This window comes from Streptomyces sp. NPDC052773, from assembly GCF_044547145.1.
Classification (GTDB): Bacteria; Actinomycetota; Actinomycetes; order Streptomycetales; family Streptomycetaceae; genus Streptomyces.
In genome coordinates, this window is sequence record NZ_JBITZX010000007.1 from 36,759 (window position 1) to 56,690 (window position 19,932).

The 19,932-nt window shown below is 69.1% G+C and carries 17 protein-coding genes and 1 tRNA gene; 7 read left to right on the forward strand and 11 right to left on the reverse strand.

Annotation, left to right across the window (positions count from 1 at the left end; genetic code table 11):
* Positions 1–534: 534 nt before the first annotated feature.
* On the reverse strand, positions 535–819 hold the full coding sequence (locus tag ACIG0D_RS17465) for a hypothetical protein (RefSeq protein ID WP_399801331.1): 285 nt from the start codon (positions 817–819) through the stop codon (positions 535–537).
* Positions 820–1,437: 618 nt separating this feature from the next.
* Between ACIG0D_RS17465 and ACIG0D_RS17470 the strand changes: the two genes are divergently transcribed.
* The 4 genes from ACIG0D_RS17470 to ACIG0D_RS17485 all read left to right on the forward strand — a co-directional run bounded on the left by ACIG0D_RS17470 (position 1,438) and on the right by ACIG0D_RS17485 (position 6,320).
* Entirely contained in the window at positions 1,438–1,671 is a 234-nt protein-coding gene (locus ACIG0D_RS17470) for a hypothetical protein (protein WP_399801333.1), read from the forward strand.
* An 84-nt stretch (positions 1,672–1,755) separates the two neighbouring features.
* Complete coding sequence (gene hrpA / locus ACIG0D_RS17475; protein WP_399801336.1) at positions 1,756–5,700, forward strand: ATP-dependent RNA helicase HrpA; 3,945 nt, start codon at positions 1,756–1,758, stop codon at positions 5,698–5,700.
* 93 nt (positions 5,701–5,793) lie between these two features.
* Positions 5,794–5,868 (forward strand) — tRNA-Asp (locus ACIG0D_RS17480).
* Between the two features lie 263 nt (positions 5,869–6,131).
* On the forward strand, positions 6,132–6,320 hold the full coding sequence (locus ACIG0D_RS17485; RefSeq protein WP_399801338.1) for a DUF6274 family protein: 189 nt from the start codon (positions 6,132–6,134) through the stop codon (positions 6,318–6,320).
* 449 nt (positions 6,321–6,769) lie between these two features.
* On the opposite strand, the gene bldC is transcribed toward ACIG0D_RS17485, so the two are convergent.
* Positions 6,770–6,976, reverse strand: coding sequence for a developmental transcriptional regulator BldC (gene bldC / locus ACIG0D_RS17490; protein ID WP_003949541.1), 207 nt, complete (start codon positions 6,974–6,976; stop codon positions 6,770–6,772).
* A 516-nt stretch (positions 6,977–7,492) separates the two neighbouring features.
* The gene (locus ACIG0D_RS17495; RefSeq protein WP_399801341.1) at positions 7,493–8,347 is read right to left on the reverse strand and encodes a hypothetical protein; all 855 of its coding nucleotides are present in this window, start codon (positions 8,345–8,347) and stop codon (positions 7,493–7,495) included.
* A gap of 224 nt (positions 8,348–8,571) precedes the next feature.
* On the opposite strand from ACIG0D_RS17495, the gene ACIG0D_RS17500 reads away from it, so the two are divergent.
* Positions 8,572–9,663, forward strand: coding sequence for a Leu/Phe/Val dehydrogenase (locus ACIG0D_RS17500; RefSeq protein ID WP_399801344.1), 1,092 nt, complete (start codon positions 8,572–8,574; stop codon positions 9,661–9,663).
* 315 nt (positions 9,664–9,978) lie between these two features.
* Positions 9,979–10,224: a DUF3073 domain-containing protein gene (locus ACIG0D_RS17505; protein WP_166000202.1), complete on the forward strand. Its 246-nt coding sequence runs from the start codon at positions 9,979–9,981 to the stop codon at positions 10,222–10,224.
* Between the two features lie 69 nt (positions 10,225–10,293).
* Here ACIG0D_RS17505 and purM read toward each other — a convergent pair whose 3' ends face one another.
* From purM to purS, 8 genes are all read right to left on the reverse strand, one after another.
* On the reverse strand, positions 10,294–11,361 hold the full coding sequence (gene purM / locus ACIG0D_RS17510) for a phosphoribosylformylglycinamidine cyclo-ligase (protein WP_399801347.1): 1,068 nt from the start codon (positions 11,359–11,361) through the stop codon (positions 10,294–10,296).
* Positions 11,362–11,405: 44 nt separating this feature from the next.
* The gene (gene purF / locus ACIG0D_RS17515; protein WP_399801350.1) at positions 11,406–12,935 is read right to left on the reverse strand and encodes an amidophosphoribosyltransferase; all 1,530 of its coding nucleotides are present in this window, start codon (positions 12,933–12,935) and stop codon (positions 11,406–11,408) included.
* A gap of 61 nt (positions 12,936–12,996) precedes the next feature.
* Entirely contained in the window at positions 12,997–13,797 is an 801-nt protein-coding gene (locus ACIG0D_RS17520; RefSeq protein ID WP_399801353.1) for an META domain-containing protein, read from the reverse strand.
* Between the two features lie 54 nt (positions 13,798–13,851).
* On the reverse strand, positions 13,852–14,649 hold the full coding sequence (locus ACIG0D_RS17525) for a sterol carrier family protein (protein WP_399801356.1): 798 nt from the start codon (positions 14,647–14,649) through the stop codon (positions 13,852–13,854).
* A gap of 10 nt (positions 14,650–14,659) precedes the next feature.
* Entirely contained in the window at positions 14,660–15,901 is a 1,242-nt protein-coding gene (locus ACIG0D_RS17530) for a hypothetical protein (RefSeq protein ID WP_399801359.1), read from the reverse strand.
* A gap of 113 nt (positions 15,902–16,014) precedes the next feature.
* Positions 16,015–18,273 carry a phosphoribosylformylglycinamidine synthase subunit PurL gene (gene purL, locus ACIG0D_RS17535; RefSeq protein ID WP_399801361.1) on the reverse strand — a complete coding sequence of 753 codons (2,259 nt, stop codon included), beginning with the start codon at positions 18,271–18,273 and terminating at the stop codon, positions 16,015–16,017.
* Complete coding sequence (purQ, locus tag ACIG0D_RS17540; protein WP_365761683.1) at positions 18,270–18,950, reverse strand: phosphoribosylformylglycinamidine synthase subunit PurQ; 681 nt, start codon at positions 18,948–18,950, stop codon at positions 18,270–18,272. Before purQ ends, purL begins: the two co-directional genes overlap by 4 nt.
* A complete protein-coding gene (purS, locus tag ACIG0D_RS17545) occupies positions 18,947–19,210 on the reverse strand; it encodes a phosphoribosylformylglycinamidine synthase subunit PurS (RefSeq protein WP_030251612.1) in 264 nt (87 codons plus the stop codon). The genes purQ and purS overlap by 4 nt, the downstream gene beginning before the upstream one ends.
* Positions 19,211–19,521: 311 nt before the next feature.
* Here purS and ACIG0D_RS17550 point away from each other — a divergent pair, with 311 nt between their 5' ends.
* Complete coding sequence (locus ACIG0D_RS17550) at positions 19,522–19,839, forward strand: Lsr2 family protein (RefSeq protein WP_399801366.1); 318 nt, start codon at positions 19,522–19,524, stop codon at positions 19,837–19,839.
* The last annotated feature ends 93 nt before the right edge of the window (positions 19,840–19,932 follow it).

Consider the following 19,932-nt stretch of genomic DNA (forward strand, 5'->3'; position numbering starts at 1 on the left):
GGCTCCGGTCAACAGCAAGAAAACCCCGGGGGGTTCAAGGTCATCGCGATGGATCTGCTGCTCGGCCCCGCCCCGGCACAACGCTGACAGAGCCCTGAGGGCGACTACCGGCCCAGACCACGACCACACGAAGCGGGCGGCCCCAACCGGGTGCCGCCCGCTTCTGCGTTCCGGCTCGCCCGTCGGGCGGCTTGGCGGGCGGGACGCAACGCGATGCGTGCCAGGTCGGTCTCTTCCGGGACGGACTGCCGTGACGGCTGATGGGTCACCCTCTTCTCCCGACGTCGATAGCGTGCAGTCAGCCTGACCCGGCAAGCCCGCAGCGGCGGCACCTGCGCCTGTACAGCGTGGTATGGAGACGGCCTTGATCACGCGGTCTTCTGCATCACTTTCAGAGGACTGAGCGTCGACGTCGGAACAGTTCTTGCGTTTCGGGCCTCGCGCGCCTCGAAACCAGATGTTTCTGCGAGCACGAAAGGAGCCAGGCTTCGCGCATTCTGCGCAAGCCTGGCTCCTCGTCACCATGCCGCGGAATCAGTCGCTGACAGGCCCGACCACCGTGCAGAAGTTCCCGATCAGCTGGGTGTTGTCGCCGGTCCCCGTAGTCTGAATGGGCGCAAAGGCAGCGCCGGCGTTGAAGTCCTGGTCGCAGTCGACGGCCTGCAGGTTGCCGACGAGGAGGTAGTCCTTGATGTCGTACTCGTATACGTGCTTGTAGTCGTCCATGTAGTCGCCGTCACCGGCGTGGGCAACTCCGCCACCGAGAGCCATGCCGCCGACCATGACTGCTACAGCCGTGACCTTCTTGAACTTGCTCATCACTTCTCCGGTCTCTTCTCGCACGTGCATCCATCACGGAACGTGATCGGACGGCTACAGAAGATACCACGGAGATCAATCGAGGACGCAATTCCCCGATACGCCATATGAGGCTAATAATTGGCGCAGAGCCGGCACGGCAGAGGAATCTCGATAAGGCGGGAGAAGCAAGCGTCAAATGCCTTGATCACTGCACCCAATACGAAAAAAGAGTCGGGCCTCGCACGAACGCGCGTGGCCCGACTCTCTATAACGCCGCGCGAAGAACTCGGAGAAGCCCACAAGTCCGTTCGGCGTAATCCGGTTACCACGACTGGGAAAAGGCGGAGCAAACTTTAATCACTACGCCCACGCCCATTACGGAAGTGTTCGGACAGCTACAGAAGATAACACGCAGGTAGCTCAACGCGGCATTACCTGATGCGCCATGTGGGGGGTGATGGGTCGGTCGCCAGCCGCCCCCGCCCCGAATTCGGCATCAGGCACTACTGCAAAGGGATGAATCGCCGTGTTGATGTACGTCTTGGTGGTGTCGGTGATGAAGTCGCTGCCGCTTGTCAGGGATGAGGGGCCTGGGGCTGGAGCTGGTCGTACGGCCGGACGATCACCGTGAAGGGCGTGCTCCAGGAGCGCCCGCCCGGCACGACGACCTGGAAGGCATACGGCGGCAAGAAGGTGCAGATCCTCTTCCACAGATCCTTCGGCAAGGGCTGCACCGCGCACGAGGACGGCACCTGGGTGCCCGTCTTCCCGGAGCCGGACGGCAGGCACTTCGTCGGCAGCGGCGCGGAGGATTACGTCGACGTGCGGTGCCGCCCGCCGGGAAGGCGAGCGGTGACACAAGGCGGGTGAGGAGGGCGGGCGCGGGGATGTGAGCAGGGGCGGACGCAAAAGAGTTCGCTCCTTCTTTCCCCGGGATGCGATCCTGGACTGCGTATGTCTACGCATCCCGCCCCCGCCCTCGGCACCCTCGCCCCCCGCCTGACCGAGCTGTCCCTGCGCGACGCGCACCGGCTCGGGCGCAGGCTCGAAGGCGCACGCAAGATCCGTAAGCCGGAGGCCAGGGCCGCCGTTCTCGCCGAGATCGATGCGGAGGTCGCCAAGGCCGAGGACCGAATGGCCGAGCGGCGCCTCCGCGTCCCCGCCGTGACCTACCCCGAGCAGCTGCCGGTCAGCCAGAAGAAGGCCGAGATCGCGGCCGCCATCCGTGATCACCAGGTGGTGATCGTGGCCGGTGAGACCGGGTCCGGCAAGACCACCCAGATCCCGAAGATCTGTCTCGAGCTGGGCCGTGGCGTCCGCGGCATGATCGGGCACACCCAGCCCCGCCGGATCGCGGCCCGCACGGTCGCCGAGCGGGTGGCCGAGGAGCTGAGGACTCCGCTGGGCGAGGCCGTCGGCTGGAAGGTCCGCTTCACCGACCAGGTGAACCCGGACGCCACCTTCATCAAGCTGATGACGGACGGCATCCTGCTCGCCGAGATCCAGACCGACCGCGAGCTGCGCGCCTACGACACGATCATCATCGACGAGGCCCACGAGCGGTCCCTCAACATCGACTTCCTGCTGGGCTACCTGGCCCAGCTGCTGCCCAAGCGCCCCGACCTCAAGGTCGTCATCACCTCGGCGACCATCGACCCCGAGCGCTTCTCCCGGCACTTCGGCGACGCGCCGATCATCGAGGTCAGCGGCCGGACGTACCCGGTGGAGGTGCGCTACCGCCCGCTGCTCGAAGAGGACTCCGACGACGCCGACCGCGACCAGATCACCGCGATCACGGACGCCGTCGAGGAGCTGATGGCCGAGGGCCCGGGCGACATCCTGGTCTTCCTGTCCGGCGAGCGGGAGATCCGCGACACCGCGGACGCCCTGACGAAGAAGCAGTACCGGTTCACGGAGGTCCTGCCGCTGTACGCCCGGCTGTCGCACGCCGAGCAGCACCGGGTCTTCCAGCCGCACACGGGCCGCCGGATCGTCCTCGCCACCAACGTCGCCGAGACGTCCCTGACCGTTCCCGGCATCAAGTACGTCATTGACCCCGGCTTCGCCCGGATCTCCCGCTACAGCCACCGCACCAAGGTCCAGCGGCTGCCCATCGAGCCGATCTCGCAGGCCAGCGCCAACCAGCGCAAGGGCCGCTGCGGCCGTACGTCCGACGGCATCTGCATCCGGCTGTACAGCGAGGAGGACTTCCTCGCCCGCCCGGAGTTCACGGACGCGGAGATCCTGCGCACCAACCTGGCCTCCGTCATCCTCCAGATGACCGCGGCCGGTCTCGGCGACATCGAGAAGTTCCCCTTCATCGACCCGCCGGACCACCGCAACATCCGCGACGGTGTGCAGCTCCTCCAGGAGCTGGGCGCGCTCGACCCGCAGCAGAAGGACCCGCGCAAGCGGCTCACCGAGACGGGCCGCAAGCTGGCCCAGCTGCCCGTCGACCCGCGGCTGGCCCGCATGGTGCTGGAGGCGGACAGGAACGGCTGTGTCCGCGAGGTCATGGTCATAGCCGCCGCGCTGTCCATCCAGGACCCGCGCGAGCGCCCGGCCGACAAGCAGACCCAGGCCGACCAGATGCACGCCCGCTTCAAGGACGAGACCAGCGACTTCCTCGCCTATCTCAACCTGTGGCGGTACATCCGCGAGCAGCAGAAGGAGCGCGGCTCCAGCTCCTTCCGCCGCATGTGCAAGCAGGAGTACCTGAACTTCCTGCGCATCCGCGAATGGCAGGACATCTACAGCCAGCTGCGCACGGTCGCCAAGCAGATGGGCATCCACCTCAACGAGGACGACGCCCCCGCCGACCGCGTCCACGTCTCCCTCCTCGCCGGCCTCCTCTCCCACATCGGCATGAAGGACGTGAAGGACGGCAACAAGAACGAGTACCTGGGCGCGCGCAACGCCAAGTTCGCGCTCTTCCCCGGCTCGGCCCTGTTCAAGAAGCAGCCGCGCTTCGTGATGTCCGCCGAGCTGGTGGAGACCAGCCGCCTCTGGGCCCGCGTCAACGCGAAGATCGAACCCGAGTGGGTCGAACCCCTCGCTGGCCACCTCATCAAGCGCACCTACTCCGAGCCGCACTGGGAGAAGGACCAGGCCGCGGTGATGGCGTACGAGAAGGTCACGCTCTACGGCGTCCCGATCGTCGCCCAGCGCAAGGTGAACTACGGCCGGATCGACCCGGAGGTCAGCCGCGAGCTGTTCATCCGCAACGCCCTGGTCGAGGGGGACTGGCGCACCCACCACAAGTTCTTCGCGGACAACCGCAAGCTGCTCAGCGAGGTCGAGGAGCTGGAGCACCGCGCCCGGCGCCGGGACATCGTCGTCGACGACGAGACCCTGTTCGACTTCTACGACCAGCGGGTCCCCGAGCACGTCGTCTCCGGCGCGCACTTCGACTCCTGGTGGAAGCGCAAGCGGCACGAGCAGCCCGACTTCCTGGACTTCGAGCGGGAGATGCTGATCCGGGAGTCGGCGGAGGCGGTCACCAAGGCCGACTATCCCGACACCTGGCGGCAGGGACAGCTGAAGTTCCGCGTCACCTACCAGTTCGAGCCGGGCGCGGACGCGGACGGCGTCACCGTGCACATCCCGCTCCAGGTCCTCAACCAGGTCACCGACGAGGGCTTCGACTGGCAGATCCCGGGCCTGCGGGAGGAGTTGGTGACGGAGCTGATCCGTTCGCTCCCGAAACCGATCCGCCGCAACTACGTGCCCGCGCCGAACTACGCCAAGGCGTTCCTGGAGAAGGCGGTGCCCCTCCAGGAGCCGCTGACCGTCACCATGGCCCGCGAGCTGAAGCGCATGGTCGGCGTGCCCTTCGAGGCGGACGACTTCGACTGGTCGAAGGTGCCGGACCACCTGCGCATCACCTTCCGGATCGTCGACGAGCGGCGCCGCAAGCTGGCCGAGGACAAGGACCTCGAAGCGCTGAAGCTGAAGCTGAAGCCGAAGGCGCGCAAGGCCCTGTCCCAGGCCGCGGCGGCGACCGCCGTACGCCAGGGCGGGGAGTCCCTGGAGCGCACGGGCCTCACCGACTGGACGATCGGTACCCTCACCCGCGTCTTCGAGACCCGCCGCGCCGGCCAGCCGGTCAAGGCGTACCCGGCGCTCGTCGAGGACGGCGACACGGTCTCGGTCCGTCTCTTCGACACCGAGGCCGAGCAGGCCGAGGCGATGTGGAAGGGCACCCGCCGCCTGATCCTGCGCAACATCCCGGTCAACCCGGCGAAGTTCGCTTCCGAGAAGCTGACGAACGCCCAGAAGCTCGCCCTGTCGGCGAATCCGCACGGCTCCATCCAGGCGCTGTTCGACGACTGCGCGATGGCGGCGGCGGACAGGCTGATCGCGGACTTCGGCGGCCCCGCGTGGGACGAGGAGTCGTACCGGAAGCTGTACGACAAGGTCCGCGCGGACATCGTCGACACCACCGTGCGCACGGTCGCCCAGGTGCAGCAGGTGCTGGCGGCCTGGCAGGCCTGCGAGCGCCGTCTGAAGGCCGTGCGCAGCCCCGCGCTGCTGCCGAACCTCCAGGACGTACGCAAGCAGCTGGACGCGCTGGTGAAGCCGGGCTTCGTGACGGAGACCGGGCTGCGGCGCCTGCCGGACCTGATGCGCTATCTGGTGGCGGCGGACCGCCGGCTCCAGCAGATGCCGACGAACGTCCAGCGGGACACCACCCGCATGGAGAAGGTCCGGGAGATGCAGGACGAGTACGCCTGGCTGCTGGAGCAGATGCCGCAGGGCCGCCCGGTCCCGGCGTCCGTCCTCGACATCCGCTGGATGATCGAGGAGCTGCGGGTCAGCTACTTCGCCCACGCGCTGGGCACGGCGTACCCCGTCTCCGACAAGCGGATCGTGAAGGCGATCGACGCGGCGGCGCCGTAACGGCACCCGCACCCAGGGTGAGTTCGACCAGGACGCTCGGCTCCTGTAGAGTCTCTTCTCGCAGCGCAACGCAGAGATCGCGCCGCGAAACCTGGTCCTGTGGAGCAGTTTGGAGTGCTCGCCACCCTGTCAAGGTGGAGGCCGCGGGTTCAAATCCCGTCAGGACCGCATGAAGCAAGAGGGCCCGCCCCGAAAGGGAGCGGGCCCTCTTCGCGTCTCCACCGCTCTCCTAGGGCCGCTTCACCGCCTCCCCACGCGGGCCGAAGGCCCTGAAGGCCCCTCACGCCCCTCGTGAAGCCCCCGGCATCCCAAATCCGCCCCCGGGCCGTATACGGCCGCCCTGATGGCGCCCGCGCCCTTGACGGCGTCACATTCCGTCGGTACCCCAGGAGTCAGGGCACCGTTTCCCGTACGGCCCCCGGAGGTGGCGTATGGCGGCATCGGCGAGGCACGCGACGCGGGCGCTGCTCCGCGCACATCTGTCGGCCGCGTCCTCGTACCGCCATCTGACCCGGCACTGTCCGATCTGCCACCAGCTGCTGCGCCTGGCCATGCAGACGGCCGGCCCAGAGGAGGGCGCCGCCGAGCGGGTCGAGGACGAAAGCCCCTCCCCCGCGTGACGGCCGGTGGCCTCAACACCCTTGTGCCGAGCGGCTTCTGGAACACGCGCTTCCCCTAGCGCACATACGCCGGAGGCAACAAGTAGCCTGGCATGTGACGGGTGTCACCGCATGAGTTTTTGAAACGGCGGTACTTACCCCGCTCCTACAACTGGTCAATTTAATATGTGCAATTGCACTACCCGGAAGGGGTGTCCCACAGCCGTTCCGACACCCCTCCCCAGACTCCGACAAGCCCGCTCACAGGGCCCTCCGACCCTCCTCGTTCCGCGCACAAAAAAGATCGCGCTGGACCCGGCGGAGTCCAGCGCGATCGACGACGCACCCTGGCAGATGTCTCGAACCTCGGGAAAGGGCCCTGTTGGGGCAGGGCCCACGTCGCTTGGAGCTAGGGTTCGGGCTGCCCGGCGGGTTGGGGGACCTGCCGAATTGCCCGGTTATGCAGTTGTTCAGGCCTCGCTGCGCTGCTGCGGGATGCCCGCGAGCAGAGCGCGGACCTCGGCCTCGCGGTAGCGGCGGTGCCCGCCGAGCGTGCGGATCGACGTGAGCTTGCCGGCCTTCGCCCACCGCGTGACCGTCTTCGGGTCGACGCGGAACATGGTGGCGACCTCAGCCGGGGTCAGCAGCGGCTCGGCATCAGGGGTGCGAGCGGTCATGAGCGGCCTCCTCGGGAGAACCGAACCTTCTCGGTTCTTTCCTCTAAATTCTGCACCTTGACCCGCGTTGCCCGAAATGGCGGACGCGAGTCGAGTCGGTTATAGGACGAACGGCTTGTCCTCGGCACTACAACTACACCATCTGTCCAGCCGCGTCGGCCAAACCGATGGAATTGCCCTCCCAGGTGTTCATCACCGACGGAAGCCGATGGACCATGCCATAGCGGACAGTCACGCCGCTGTGACGATCAGTCACAGGGCGATCAGGAGTCACCAGACCCCCCAAAGCGTGCAATGCTGAGATTCCGCCCACAGTGCACCGCACCAGGACGGATGGAGTCCTCCCCGGACTCCTTGTCCTATTTTGGCACGAGGAGGGGCAAGGGACGCAAGGGCGGTGCTACGTGCGGTCCGTCACCCTTGACACACCGTCGCCACATAAGCCCGGATCGGGATCTACGTCCCGAGCTGACGGCCCGTAACGTGTCCCGCGTCACTGCGGCCCCGGTGCACGGCTCAGTTGGCCGAGCGCAGGTCCCGCACCGAACGCCACCGTTCCGCCAGCCGACCGTACGCCTCGCCCGCCGCGGCCCCGTCGCCGTTGCGCAGCGCCTCGATGCCCTCGGCCACGTCGGCCGCCGAGTGGTCGTCCTCCAGGTCGCCGGCCGGCAGGGCGTGCACCAGCCCGCCGTAGTCCAGTTCGACCAGCGAGCGCGGGTGGAACTCCTCCAGCCAGCGGCCCACGTCCACCAGGCCGTCGATGAGCGGGCCCTCGTCCATGGCCTCGCGCAGGGTGCGCAGGGCCCGGGCCACCCGGCGGCGGGCCTGCACCATGGGCGTGCGGTAGCGCAGCACGGGTGCGGTGTCCTCCGGCTCGCCCCCGGTCCCCTTGTCGTACTCCCGCTCCTCGTCGGCGACGAGGACGAACCAGTTCAGCGGCACCTGCCAGGTCGCGGTGCGGATCCAGGGGCGGGCGTCGGGGTTCTCGGCGAGCCAGCGCTCGTAGTCCCGGGTGGCCTGGTGGCGTACGACCGGGGGCAGCACCGCGTCCAGGAGCGTCGCCGGCAGTTCCTCGGCGAGATCACCGAGCGCCTGCCAGCCGCGCAGCCGGGTCCGCCACGGGCAGACGTACACCACCCCGTCGGCCTCCAGCACGAACGCGTCGCCGCTCTCGTGCACCGGCACCGGGACGGGCGGGGTGGGCAGCAGATCGGCGAGCGAACGGCGCAGTTCGTCCTGGTACGAGGGGCGGTCGGGGCGGCGGGCGTAACGCTCCCAGTGCCCGCGCTCCGGCTCCGGGAAGGCGGCCAGCGGCTCGTACACGCGCAGGTAGGCCGCGTACGGGACGATCACCGAGGACACCTTGGGCACGCCTGCTCCCTCCCCCGCCGGGTGCCGGGGAAAACTGCCGAACCCGACGGCGAAGCCGCGGGAAAACCATGCAAATCGTCGCACGGCGGTACTCCGTGAGGAGGTGATCCTGAACACTGTCCTTCCGGTGGGGCTCCCAGGCTCTAATCTCGTGCTCACAGCGCCCGCCACCCGCACGGGATGCTGAATCCCACCCGCCGTTTTCCACCTCAGGAGTCACCACCGTGACCGACGTAACCGACGGCGTCCTGCACACCCTGTTCCACTCGGACCAGGGGGGTCATGAGCAAGTCGTGCTCTGCCAGGACCGCGCCAGCGGCCTCAAGGCCGTGATCGCCATCCACTCCACCGCGCTGGGCCCCGCCCTCGGCGGTACCCGCTTCTACCCGTACGCGACCGAGGAAGAGGCCGTCGCCGACGCGCTGAACCTCGCGCGCGGGATGTCGTACAAGAACGCCATGGCCGGGCTGGACCACGGCGGCGGCAAGGCCGTGATCATCGGTGACCCCGAGAAGATCAAGTCCGAGCAGCTGCTGCTGGCCTACGGCCGTTTCGTCGCCTCCCTCGGTGGCCGCTACGTCACCGCCTGTGACGTCGGCACCTACGTCGCCGACATGGACGTCGTGGCGCGCGAGTGCCGCTGGACGACCGGGCGCTCCCCCGAGAACGGCGGCGCGGGCGACTCCTCCGTGCTCACCGCCTTCGGTGTCTACCAGGGCATGCGTGCCAGCGCCCAGCACCTGTGGGGCGACCCCACGCTGCGGGCCAAGCGGGTCGGCATCGCCGGCGTCGGCAAGGTCGGCCACCACCTGGTCGAGCACCTGGTCGCGGAGGGCGCCGAGGTCTTCGTCACGGACGTGCGCGAGGAGGCCGTGCGCCGGATCACCGAGCGGCACCGGAACGTGCTCGCGGTCAAGGACACCGACGAGCTGATCCGGATCGACGGTCTGGACGTCTACGCGCCCTGCGCGCTCGGCGGCGCGCTGAACGACGACACCGTGCCGGTGCTGACCGCCAAGGTGGTGTGCGGCGCGGCCAACAACCAGCTGGCCCACCCGGGCGTCGAGAAGGACCTCGCCGACCGCGGGATCCTCTACGCGCCGGACTACGTGGTGAACGCCGGCGGGGTCATCCAGGTCGCCGACGAACTGCACGGCTTCGACTTCGAGCGGTGCAAGGCGAAGGCGGCGATGATCTACGACACCACGCTCGCCATATTCGCAGGTGCGAAGACGGACGGGATTCCGCCGGCCGCCGCGGCCGACCGGATCGCCGAGCAGCGGATGGCCGAGGCCGCCGCGGCACGCGGATGGTGACGTTCCGGGAGCGGTCCCGCGGGGTCGTGGCGCGGGTTTGAGCGGTACCTGCCGGTGGGCAGTTAGAGACAACTCTCACTTCCACCGGCGGGTCGTTCGCCAATAAGTGGTTAAAATCGCCACTGACCAGCGAGGACGGGGCGCCTCGAAGGTCCTGGGCGCGGGCACGTCATGCGGGCGACGTACCGTATGGGCGCGGGCTCAGGTACCGTGGAAGCCCTACGGACCGGCCTCTCCGCGGAGAGTCCGTTCCGGATCATGAACGCGTGTCAAGACTCTGGGGCCGTCGAGCCCCGTCGTTGAGGGGGTCGAGCCATGGGGCGCGGCCGGGCCAAGGCCAAGCAGACGAAGGTCGCCCGCCAGCTGAAGTACAACAGCGGTGGGACTGACCTCGCACGCCTGGCCGAGGAGCTGGGCGCATCGACGTCGAACCAGTCGCCGAACGGCGACCGCTTCGAGGACGATGAGCACGACGACGACCTGTACGCAAAGTACGCCGACCTCTACGAGGACGACGAGGACGAGGACGACGACTCCTCGCGCCACCGTCGCGGCGCTTGACCTTGCACTGAGCATCAACCCGGTCGGTGACCTCGGTCACCGACCGGGTTCTGTGCTACCCGCAAGGGCTCAGCTCGCATAGTCACCGATCAGGGCGGCGCCCGTCTCGTGGTCGCCACGCTCGGTGATCTCGCCGGCGATCCAGGCGTCGACCCCGCGGTCGGCCAGCGTCGCCAGGGCCACGTCGGTGGACTCCTCGGGGACGATGGCGATCATGCCCACGCCCATGTTGAGGGTCTTCTCCAGCTCCAGCCGCTCGACCTGACCGGTCCTGCCGACCAGGTCGAAGATCGGGGCCGGGGTCCAGGTGGAGCGGTCGACGATCGCGTGCAGCCCGTCCGGGATGACCCGGGCCAGGTTGGCGGCCAGGCCGCCGCCCGTGATGTGGCTGAAGGCGTGCACCTCGGTGGTGCGGGTGAGGGCCAGGCAGTCCAGCGAGTAGATCTTCGTGGGCTCCAGCAGCTCCTCGCCGAGGGTGCGGCCCAGCTCGTCGATCCGCGCGTCCAGGGACAGCCCCGCCTGGTTCAGCAGCACGTGGCGGACGAGGGAGTACCCGTTCGAGTGAAGACCGGAGGCCGCCATGGCGATCACCGCGTCACCCGTACGGATGCGATCCGCGCCGAGCAGCCGGTCGGCCTCCACGACGCCCGTACCGGCGCCCGCGACGTCGAAGTCGTCCGCACCCAGCAGACCGGGGTGCTCGGCCGTCTCACCGCCCACCAGGGCGCAGCCGGCCAGCACACAGCCCTCCGCGATGCCCTTCACGATGGCGGCGACCCGCTCGGGGTGGACCTTGCCGACGCAGATGTAGTCGGTCATGAACAGCGGCTCGGCGCCGCAGACGACGATGTCGTCCATGACCATCGCGACCAGGTCGTGGCCGATCGTGTCGTACACGCCCAGCTGCCGGGCGATGTCGACCTTCGTGCCCACTCCGTCGGTGGCGGAGGCGAGCAGCGGACGCTCGTAGCGCTTGAGGGCGGAGGCGTCGAAGAGGCCGGCGAAACCGCCGAGGCCGCCGAGGACCTCGGGGCGCTGGGTCTTCTTCACCCACTCCTTCATCAGCTCGACCGCGCGGTCGCCCGCTTCGATGTCGACGCCCGCGGCTGCGTAGCTGGCACCAGTTGTCTCAGACATGGCTATGAGAACCTTCGTGTCGTACGGCAGGTAACGCGGACGGGCTACGGGCGACGGATGGCGTCGGCGGCGGCCGTGGCGGCGGGACCGGCGGCGAGCTCGGTCTCCAGCAGCTGCTTGCCCAGCAGCTCGGGGTCGGGAAGCTCCATCGGGTACTCGCCGTCGAAGCAGGCGCGGCACAGGTTCGGCTTGGCGATCGTGGTCGCCTCGATCATGCCGTCGATGGAGATGTAGGCGAGGGAGTCGGCGCCCAGGCTGGTGCCGATCTCCTCGATGGTCATGCCGTTCGCGATCAGCTCGGCGCGGGTCGCGAAGTCGATGCCGAAGAAGCACGGCCACTTCACGGGCGGCGAGGAGATCCGGATGTGGACCTCGGCGGCGCCCGCCTCGCGCAGCATGCGGACCAGGGCCCGCTGGGTGTTGCCGCGCACGATCGAGTCGTCGACGACGACCAGGCGCTTGCCCTTGATGACTTCCTTCAGCGGGTTCAGCTTCAGGCGGATACCCAGCTGGCGGATGGTCTGCGAGGGCTGGATGAACGTACGTCCGACGTACGCGTTCTTGACCAGGCCGGCGCCGAACGGGATGCCGGAGGCCTCCGCGTAACCGATCGCGGCGGGGGTGCCGGATTCCGGCGTCGCTATGACCAGGTCGGCCTCGACCGGGGCCTCCTTCGCCAGGCGGCGGCCCATCTCCACGCGGGAGAGGTACACGTTCCGGCCGGCGATGTCGGTGTCCGGGCGGGCCAGGTACACGTACTCGAAGACACAGCCCTTGGGCTTCGCTTCCGCGAATCGGGAGGTGCGCAGGCCGTTCTCGTCGATGGCGACGAACTCGCCCGGCTCGATCTCCCGTACGAAGCTCGCGCCGCAGATGTCGAGGGCGGCGGTCTCCGAGGCGACCACCCAGCCGCGCTCCAGGCGGCCGAGGACCAGCGGGCGGATGCCCTGCGGGTCACGGGCGGCGTACAGCGTGTGCTCGTCCATGAAGACGAGGGAGAAAGCGCCACGGACCTTCGGCAGGACCGTGTGGGCGGCTTCCTCGATGGTCAGCGGCTTGCCGTCCTCGTCGACCTGGGCGGCCAGCAGGGCCGTCAGCAGGTCGGTGTCGTTGGTGGCCGCCACCCGCGTCGAGCGGCTGGTGTTGTCGGTCGGCAGGTCGGCGACCATCTCGGCGAGCTGCGCCGTGTTGACCAGGTTGCCGTTGTGACCGAGCGCGATGGAACCGTGCGCGGTGGCGCGGAACGTCGGCTGGGCGTTCTCCCACACGGAGGCGCCGGTGGTCGAGTAGCGGGCGTGTCCGACCGCGATGTGACCCTGGAGCGAACCGAGCGAGGTCTCGTCGAAGACCTGGGAGACCAGGCCCATGTCCTTGAAGACGAGGATCTGGGAGCCGTTGCTGACCGCGATTCCCGCGGATTCCTGGCCCCGATGCTGGAGGGCGTAGAGCCCGAAGTACGTGAGCTTGGCGACCTCTTCGCCCGGAGCCCAGACACCGAAGACGCCACACGCGTCCTGGGGGCCTTTCTCACCGGGGAGCAGGTCGTGGTTGAGTCGTCCGTCACCACGTGGCACGTCTCCGAGTGTAGGCGAGGTCGACCACTGGTCCGAATTGGGGATACGCCGCGGTAAGGGATCACTCGGCCGCCACTGCTGTCACACTCTCGCCGTTTTCGCTGGTCAGCGTGAGGGTGCGGTGATCGAGGCGGTACTCGACCGTGCCGTCAAAGAGGCGCAGGAGCCGCTTTTCCGCAGCCATGAGTGAGGCGTCGCACATCATTCGGGTGGTGGACGGCGTGCCCAGGGTGATATTGCCGTCGCGTACGGTCGCCGTGGACGTCACCTTGTTGCAGCCGAGGCGGCCGGTGACCCTGCCGTCCTCGCCGAAGGTCAGGTGTGCCTCGGCGTCCTCGGGGAGGGACTGGGCGACGCCGTCGGCGCCGAGTGCCGTGACGTTCCAGCGGGTCCCCAGCAGGGACGCGTCCTCGGTCTTGCTCAGCCGCACGGTGTCGCCTCCGTCCGTGGTCAGGGTCAGCCGGTCCTTGTCCACGTGCGCCTTCAGCGCGCCGTCGGCGAGGGTGCGGGCCAGGGTCTCCTCGAACTTCATCGGCTTGTCCTCGCAGCCCATCTCGGTCACCGAGGTGTCGCCGAGGCGGATGCGGTCGCCGTCGAAGGAGGCGCGGGCGTTGAAGTGGTTGCAGCCGTAGTTGCCCTGCGCCTTGCCGTTGTCGTCGATCGTGACGTACGCGCCGGCCGGGGCGTCGTGCTCGGTGCCGTCCACCGTGACGCCGTCCACGGCCCAGTGGACGCCGGTGATCCCGCCGACGTCGGCTCCGGCGGGCCGTGTGCCGGCCTTTTCCGAGCCGCAGGCCGCCGCGAGGGGCAGCAGGGCGAGGACGGCTGCGGTGAAAGTGATGCGGTGCGTCTGCCTGTACATGCCGTTTCGACGGGGCGACCGGGGTGATCGGTTCCACCCGCGGTCGTCGCCGCGCTACGCCAGGATCGGCAGCAGCCCGCCGAGGTCGGCGCGTTCGCCGCTCGCGCTGACCTTGGCGTCCGCCAGTGCATCGGCCCACGCGACCCGCCCGGTCGCCAGCCGGATCCAGGTCAGCGGGTCGGTCTCCACGACGTTGGGCGGGGTGCCGCGGGTGTGCCGGGGGCCCTCCACGCACTGCACGACGGCGTACGGCGGGATCCGCACCTCCGTCGACCCGCCGGGCGCCTTCGCGGCCAGCGCGTCCGCGAGCAGCCGCGTGCAGGCGGCGAGGGCCTGACGGTCGTACGGGATGTCCAGGCCGGGCACGGCGGCGTTCAGGTCGTCGGTGTGGACGACGAGTTCGACGGTGCGGGTGACCAGGAAGTCGGTGAGGGCCATGGCACCGGCCCGCACGTCGAGGAGGCGGGACCCGGGGGCGGCGGCGAGGTGCTCGGTCAGCTCGTCCTCGGTGCGGGCGTACAGCGCGTCGAGGTCGGGGTGGGCGGCGGCGAGCTGCCGGGTGCCGTCGGCGATGGCCTCGGCGAACGGGGCGGTCGCGGACGGGAAGTCGAGCAGCGCCAGGTCCGCCTTCTCCGGCTCGGCACGCTCCAGGGCGCGGCTGACCGCGGCGACGGTCATGGTGATGTGGGCGGCCAGCTCCCGTACGGTCCACTCGTCCAGCCGCGTGGGCAGCGCGAGTTGCTCGGGCGTCAGGGTGCCCACGGCCCGGCGGACCTGCCCGAACTGGGCGGACACCGCGGCCCGGATCTTGACGGGGTCATAGCTGCGAGTGCGCTTCTTGGCCGGGGACATGGCGGTGACCTTAGTCGGCGCGGAAGGTTGCGGGGGCAGGCATGGTCACGTCGGTGCAGCCGCGGCGGTCGGTGACGTCGTCGACGTAGCTCCGGAAGACCTTCTCCAGCTCGGGTGTCACCACCTTGTCGTAGCCGTAGGCGGCGGTCATGGTGTGGATCTGGGCGCGCCCCTCGCAGACGGAGGAGGCCCACCAGGCCGGGTCGCCGCCGCCGCGTCCGGCCTTGCCGGGCTCGGCGCGGGTGCCGGGGTCGGTGGAGCCACCGGTGTGGAGACGGACGTTCTTCGCGTGATCGCCGGAGTAGGTGTGCAGGGAGACGAACCACTGGCCGGGGCGGCTCGGGCTGTCGACGCCCCGCAGAGTGCCGGTGTGACCGAACCACACCGTGTTCGCCCGCGACCGGCTGAGCACGAGCACGCAGCGCTCGTCCCACAGCCTGGCGTCCGTACGGCTCTCGAGAACCTGGTCGGCGAGGTCCCGGTCGCGCGGGAAGCCCGCCTCGCGGTACCAGGCGCAGGTCCCGGCCGCCCGGGAGGCCGGGGTGGGGCCCGGCGTCAGGGCTGGTGTGTCGTCCGGCGGATCGGGCAGGCGGTCAGGGCAGCCCAGCCGGTCGGCGAGGTTGTTGGCGGTGAGGACAGCGGTCTGCGCGAGGACGTTCCGGTCGTGTGCGGTGGGCTGCTCCCGCTCGGTGAACGGCCGTCCGGACATCAGGGTGGCTCTCGCCCAGAGTGTGCTGATCCGCTGCCCGTTCACCTTGCCCGTCGGACAGGGCAGTTCGACGACGACGCCCGAGTCGGTGACCCTTCCCGCGATGCCTCCGCCAAGGGGCTGGTCGGGGTAGGTGTAGTGGCCGAAGGGGTCCTCGATCTGGTCCCACGGGTCCTCGGGGGTCTCCCGCTCGTCAGGGGGCATCACACCCACCGCGCCGGTGAAGAACCACCGCTGACCGCTGTCCGTGCCGGTTTTCTCGCCCGCCTCGGTGCTGAACAGCTCGCAGTCCTGCCCGCTCGCCAGGGACTCCAGCTCGATGGTGCCCTCCTCGGCCTGCCGGGCGGTGATGGTGCCGCCCGCCGGGGAGAGTGCGAGCACCCGGCCGGCCGGGACCAGTCCGGCGCACGCCGCGTCGATCTGCCGTCTGGCGTCCCAGACCTGCCAGATCTCCCGGCCGCCGAAGCCGGTGCCGGCCACGGCGACCACGCACAGCAGCACGTTGAGGGCCTTGCGGACTCCGTCCGAAACCTGAACCTTCACCGCCGCTCCCCCCGGTGCGCCGTCGGATGTGATCGTTCGTCCGAAGGTAGCAACCGGCACTGACAAAGGCCCCGTCCGGCTCGGGAGCCGGACGGGGCCTCGCGGGTCACTGCCTACGCGAGAAGCGCCGGGATGGTGCTCTCGTGGGCCGTGCGCAGCTCCTCCAGGGTGAGGGTGAACTCGCCCTGGACCTCCACCGTGTCGCCGTCGACGACGCCGATGCGGGTGGCCGGGAGACCCCGGGCGCCGCACATGTCGTTGAAGCGGACCTCCTCGGAGCGCGGGACGGCGACGATGGCGCGGCCCGCGGACTCGGAGAAGAGGAAGGTGAAGGCGTCCAGACCGTCGGGGACGATCAGGCGGGCGCCCTTGCCGCCGAGCAGCGCCGACTCGACGACCGCCTGGATCAGACCGCCGTCGGACAGGTCGTGCGCGGAGTCGATCATGCCGTCGCGGGAGGCGGAGATCAGGATCTCGGCCAGCAGCCGCTCGCGCTCCAGGTCGACCTTCGGGGGCAGGCCGCCGAGGTGGTCGTGGATCACCTGGGACCAGGCCGAGCCGCCGAACTCCTCGCGCGTGTCGCCGAGGAGGTAGATCAGCTGGCCCTCCTCCCGGAAGGCGACCGGGGTGCGGCGGGCGACGTCGTCGATCACGCCGAGGACGGCGACGACCGGCGTCGGGTGGATGGCGGCCTCGCCCGTCTGGTTGTAGAGCGAGACGTTGCCGCCGGTCACCGGCGTGCCGAGCTGCTGGCAGGCGTCCGCCAGACCGCGCACGGCCTCCGCGAACTGCCACATGACCGCCGGGTCCTCGGGGGAGCCGAAGTTCAGGCAGTCCGAGACGGCCAGCGGCTTGGCGCCGGTCGTGGCCACGTTGCGGTAGGCCTCGGCGAGGGCCAGCTGCGCGCCCGTGTACGGGTCGAGCTTGGCGTACCGGCCGTTGCCGTCGGTGGCGATGGCGACGCCGAGGCCGGTCTCCTCGTCGATGCGGATCATGCCGGAGTCCTCGGGCTGGGCGAGGACGGTGTTGCCCTGCACGAAGCGGTCGTACTGGGACGTGATCCACTTCTTGGAGGCCTGGTTGGGGGACGCGACCAGCTTCAGGACCTGGTCCTTCAGCTCCTCGCCCGACTGCGGGCGCGGCAGCTTGTTCGCGTCGTCCGCCTGGAGCTCGTCCTGCCACGCCGGGCGGGCGTACGGGCGCTCGTAGGTCGGGCCCTCGTGGGCGACCGTGCGCGGGTCGACGTCGACGATCTTCTCGCCGTGCCAGAAGATCTCCAGGCGGTCGCCGTCGGTCACCTCGCCGATGACGGTGGCGATGACGTCCCACTTGTCGCAGATCTCCAGGAAGCGGTCGACCTTGTCGGGCTCGACGACCGCGCACATGCGCTCCTGCGACTCGCTCATGAGGATTTCCTCCGGCGAGAGCGTGGAGTCGCGCAGGGGGACGTCGTCCAGGGTCACGCGCATGCCGCCCGAGCCGTTCGACGCCAGCTCGCTCGTCGCGCAGGACAGGCCCGCCGCGCCCAGGTCCTGGATGCCGACGACCAGCTTCTCCTTGAACGCCTCCAGGGTGCACTCGATGAGCAGCTTCTCCTGGAAGGGGTCGCCGACCTGGACGGCGGGGCGCTTCGACGGCTTGGCGTCGTCGAAGGTCTCCGAGGCGAGGATCGACGCGCCGCCGATGCCGTCGCCGCCGGTCCGGGCGCCGTACAGGATGACCTTGTTGCCCGGGCCGGACGCCTTCGCGAGGTGGATGTCCTCGTGCCGCATCACACCGATGCAGCCGGCGTTGACCAGCGGGTTGCCCTGGTAGACGGCGTCGAAGACGACCTCGCCGCCGATGTTGGGCAGGCCCAGGCAGTTGCCGTAGCCGCCGATGCCGGCGACGACGCCGGGCAGGACGCGCTTGGTGTCGGGGTGGTCCGCGGCGCCGAAGCGCAGCGGGTCCACGACGGCGACCGGGCGGGCGCCCATCGCGATGATGTCGCGGACGATGCCGCCGACACCCGTGGCCGCGCCCTGGTAGGGCTCGACGTACGACGGGTGGTTGTGCGACTCGACCTTGAAGGTGACCGCGTAGCCCTGGCCGACGTCGACCACGCCGGCGTTCTCGCCGATGCCGACGAGCAGGGCGTCGTTCTGGGGGGCCTTCTCGCCGAACTGGCGGAGGTGGACCTTGGAGGACTTGTACGAGCAGTGCTCGGACCACATGACCGAGTACATGGCCAGCTCCGCGCCGGTGGGGCGGCGGCCGAGGATCTCGACGATCCGCTCGTACTCGTCCTTCTTCAGGCCGAGTTCGGCCCAGGGCAGCTCGACGTCGGGGGTCGCGGCCGCGTGCTCGACCGTGTCCAGAGGCGTCCGGCTCATGCGTTGACCAGCTTCTTGAGGATCGAGGTGAAGAACGGGAGACCGTCGGTGCGGCCGGTGCCGATCAGCGGCTCCACGGCGTGCTCCGGGTGCGGCATCAGGCCGACGACGTTGCCCGCCTCGTTGGTGATGCCGGCGATGTCGCGGAGCGAGCCGTTGGGGTTGAAGTCCAGGTAGCGGAAGGCGACCCGGCCCTCGGCCTCCAGCTTGTCGAGCGTGTACTCGTCGGCGACGTACCGCCCGTCCATGTTCTTGAGCGGGATGTGGATCTCCTGGCCGGCCGTGTAGTCGGTCGTCCAGGCGGTGTCCGCGTTCTCCACCCGCAGCTTCTGGTCACGGCAGATGAAGTGCAGGTGGTCGTTGCCGAGCATCGCGCCGGGCAGCAGGTGGGCCTCGGTGAGGATCTGGAAGCCGTTGCAGATGCCGAGGACCGGCAGGCCGGCCTTCGCCTGGTCGATAATCGTGTCCATCACCGGCGAGAAGCGGGCGATGGCACCGGCGCGCAGATAGTCGCCGTAGGAGAAACCGCCGCACAGCACCACGGCGTCGACCTGCTTGAGGTCCTTGTCCTTGTGCCACAGGGCGACGGGTTCCGCGCCCGCGAGCCGGATCGCACGCTGCGTGTCCCGGTCGTCGAGAGAGCCCGGGAAAGTGACGACGCCAATACGAGCGGTCACTTCACGGCCTCCGCGACTTCCTCGACGCGGACGGTGAAGTCCTCGATCACGGTGTTGGCGAGGAAGGATTCCGCAAGATCGTGGATGCGGGCGAGCGCGGCCTCGTCGACCGGCCCGTCAACTTCCAGTTCGAAACGCTTTCCCTGGCGGACGTCCGAGATCCCGTCGAAACCCAGCCGCGGCAGTGCGCGCTGCACCGCCTGGCCCTGGGGGTCGAGGATCTCCGGCTTGAGCATGACGTCGACTACGACGCGTGCCACTGGCACTCCCGGTGTGTGGTGCTGAGCAGGTTCCTTCAGACTACCCGCACAAAATTTCTACGCGGGTAGAGTTGTAGGAACCTACGGAAGCGCCGTCACGATCCGGCATCGGAGTCACCCCTTCACGAAAAGTTCAGGGAAAGATCCCGGATCGCTCCGCGACAGCTATTGCGCCGAGGACACGCGGAGAGATTTAGTCGGGCTTCCCATTGCTTTGCCGGGCACTGTACAAATGAATTGGCAATAGCCGATACTCGGCACGTCATCGCAGATGAGCTGCATTGAGGTGCCGCACGAAGGGACCGATATTCGTGGCGCAAAAGGTCGTGGTCACCCTCTTTGACGACATCGACGGCTCGGAAGCGGCGGAAACGATCGCCTTCGGACTCGACGGCAAGTCGTACGAGATCGACCTGAATGAAGCCAATGCCAGGAAACTGCGCAAGGCGCTCGCGCCCTACGTGGAGGCCGGCCGCAAGCGGTCGAAGTCGGGCAGGGCCTACAAGCAGACGGAGGTCGCCCCCGACCCGGCGGCGGTGCGCGCCTGGGCGCAGGCCAACAAGATGGACGTCCCCGCGCGCGGTCGCATCCCGAAGAAGGTCTACGAGGCCTTCGCCGCCGCGCAGTGAGGCCCCGCGCGACCCCGGCCACCCGGGTTCGCGACCGGGCCGACGGCCGCTCAGCCGTCCCTCGCGGCAACCGACTTGCGCAGCACCCCCGCT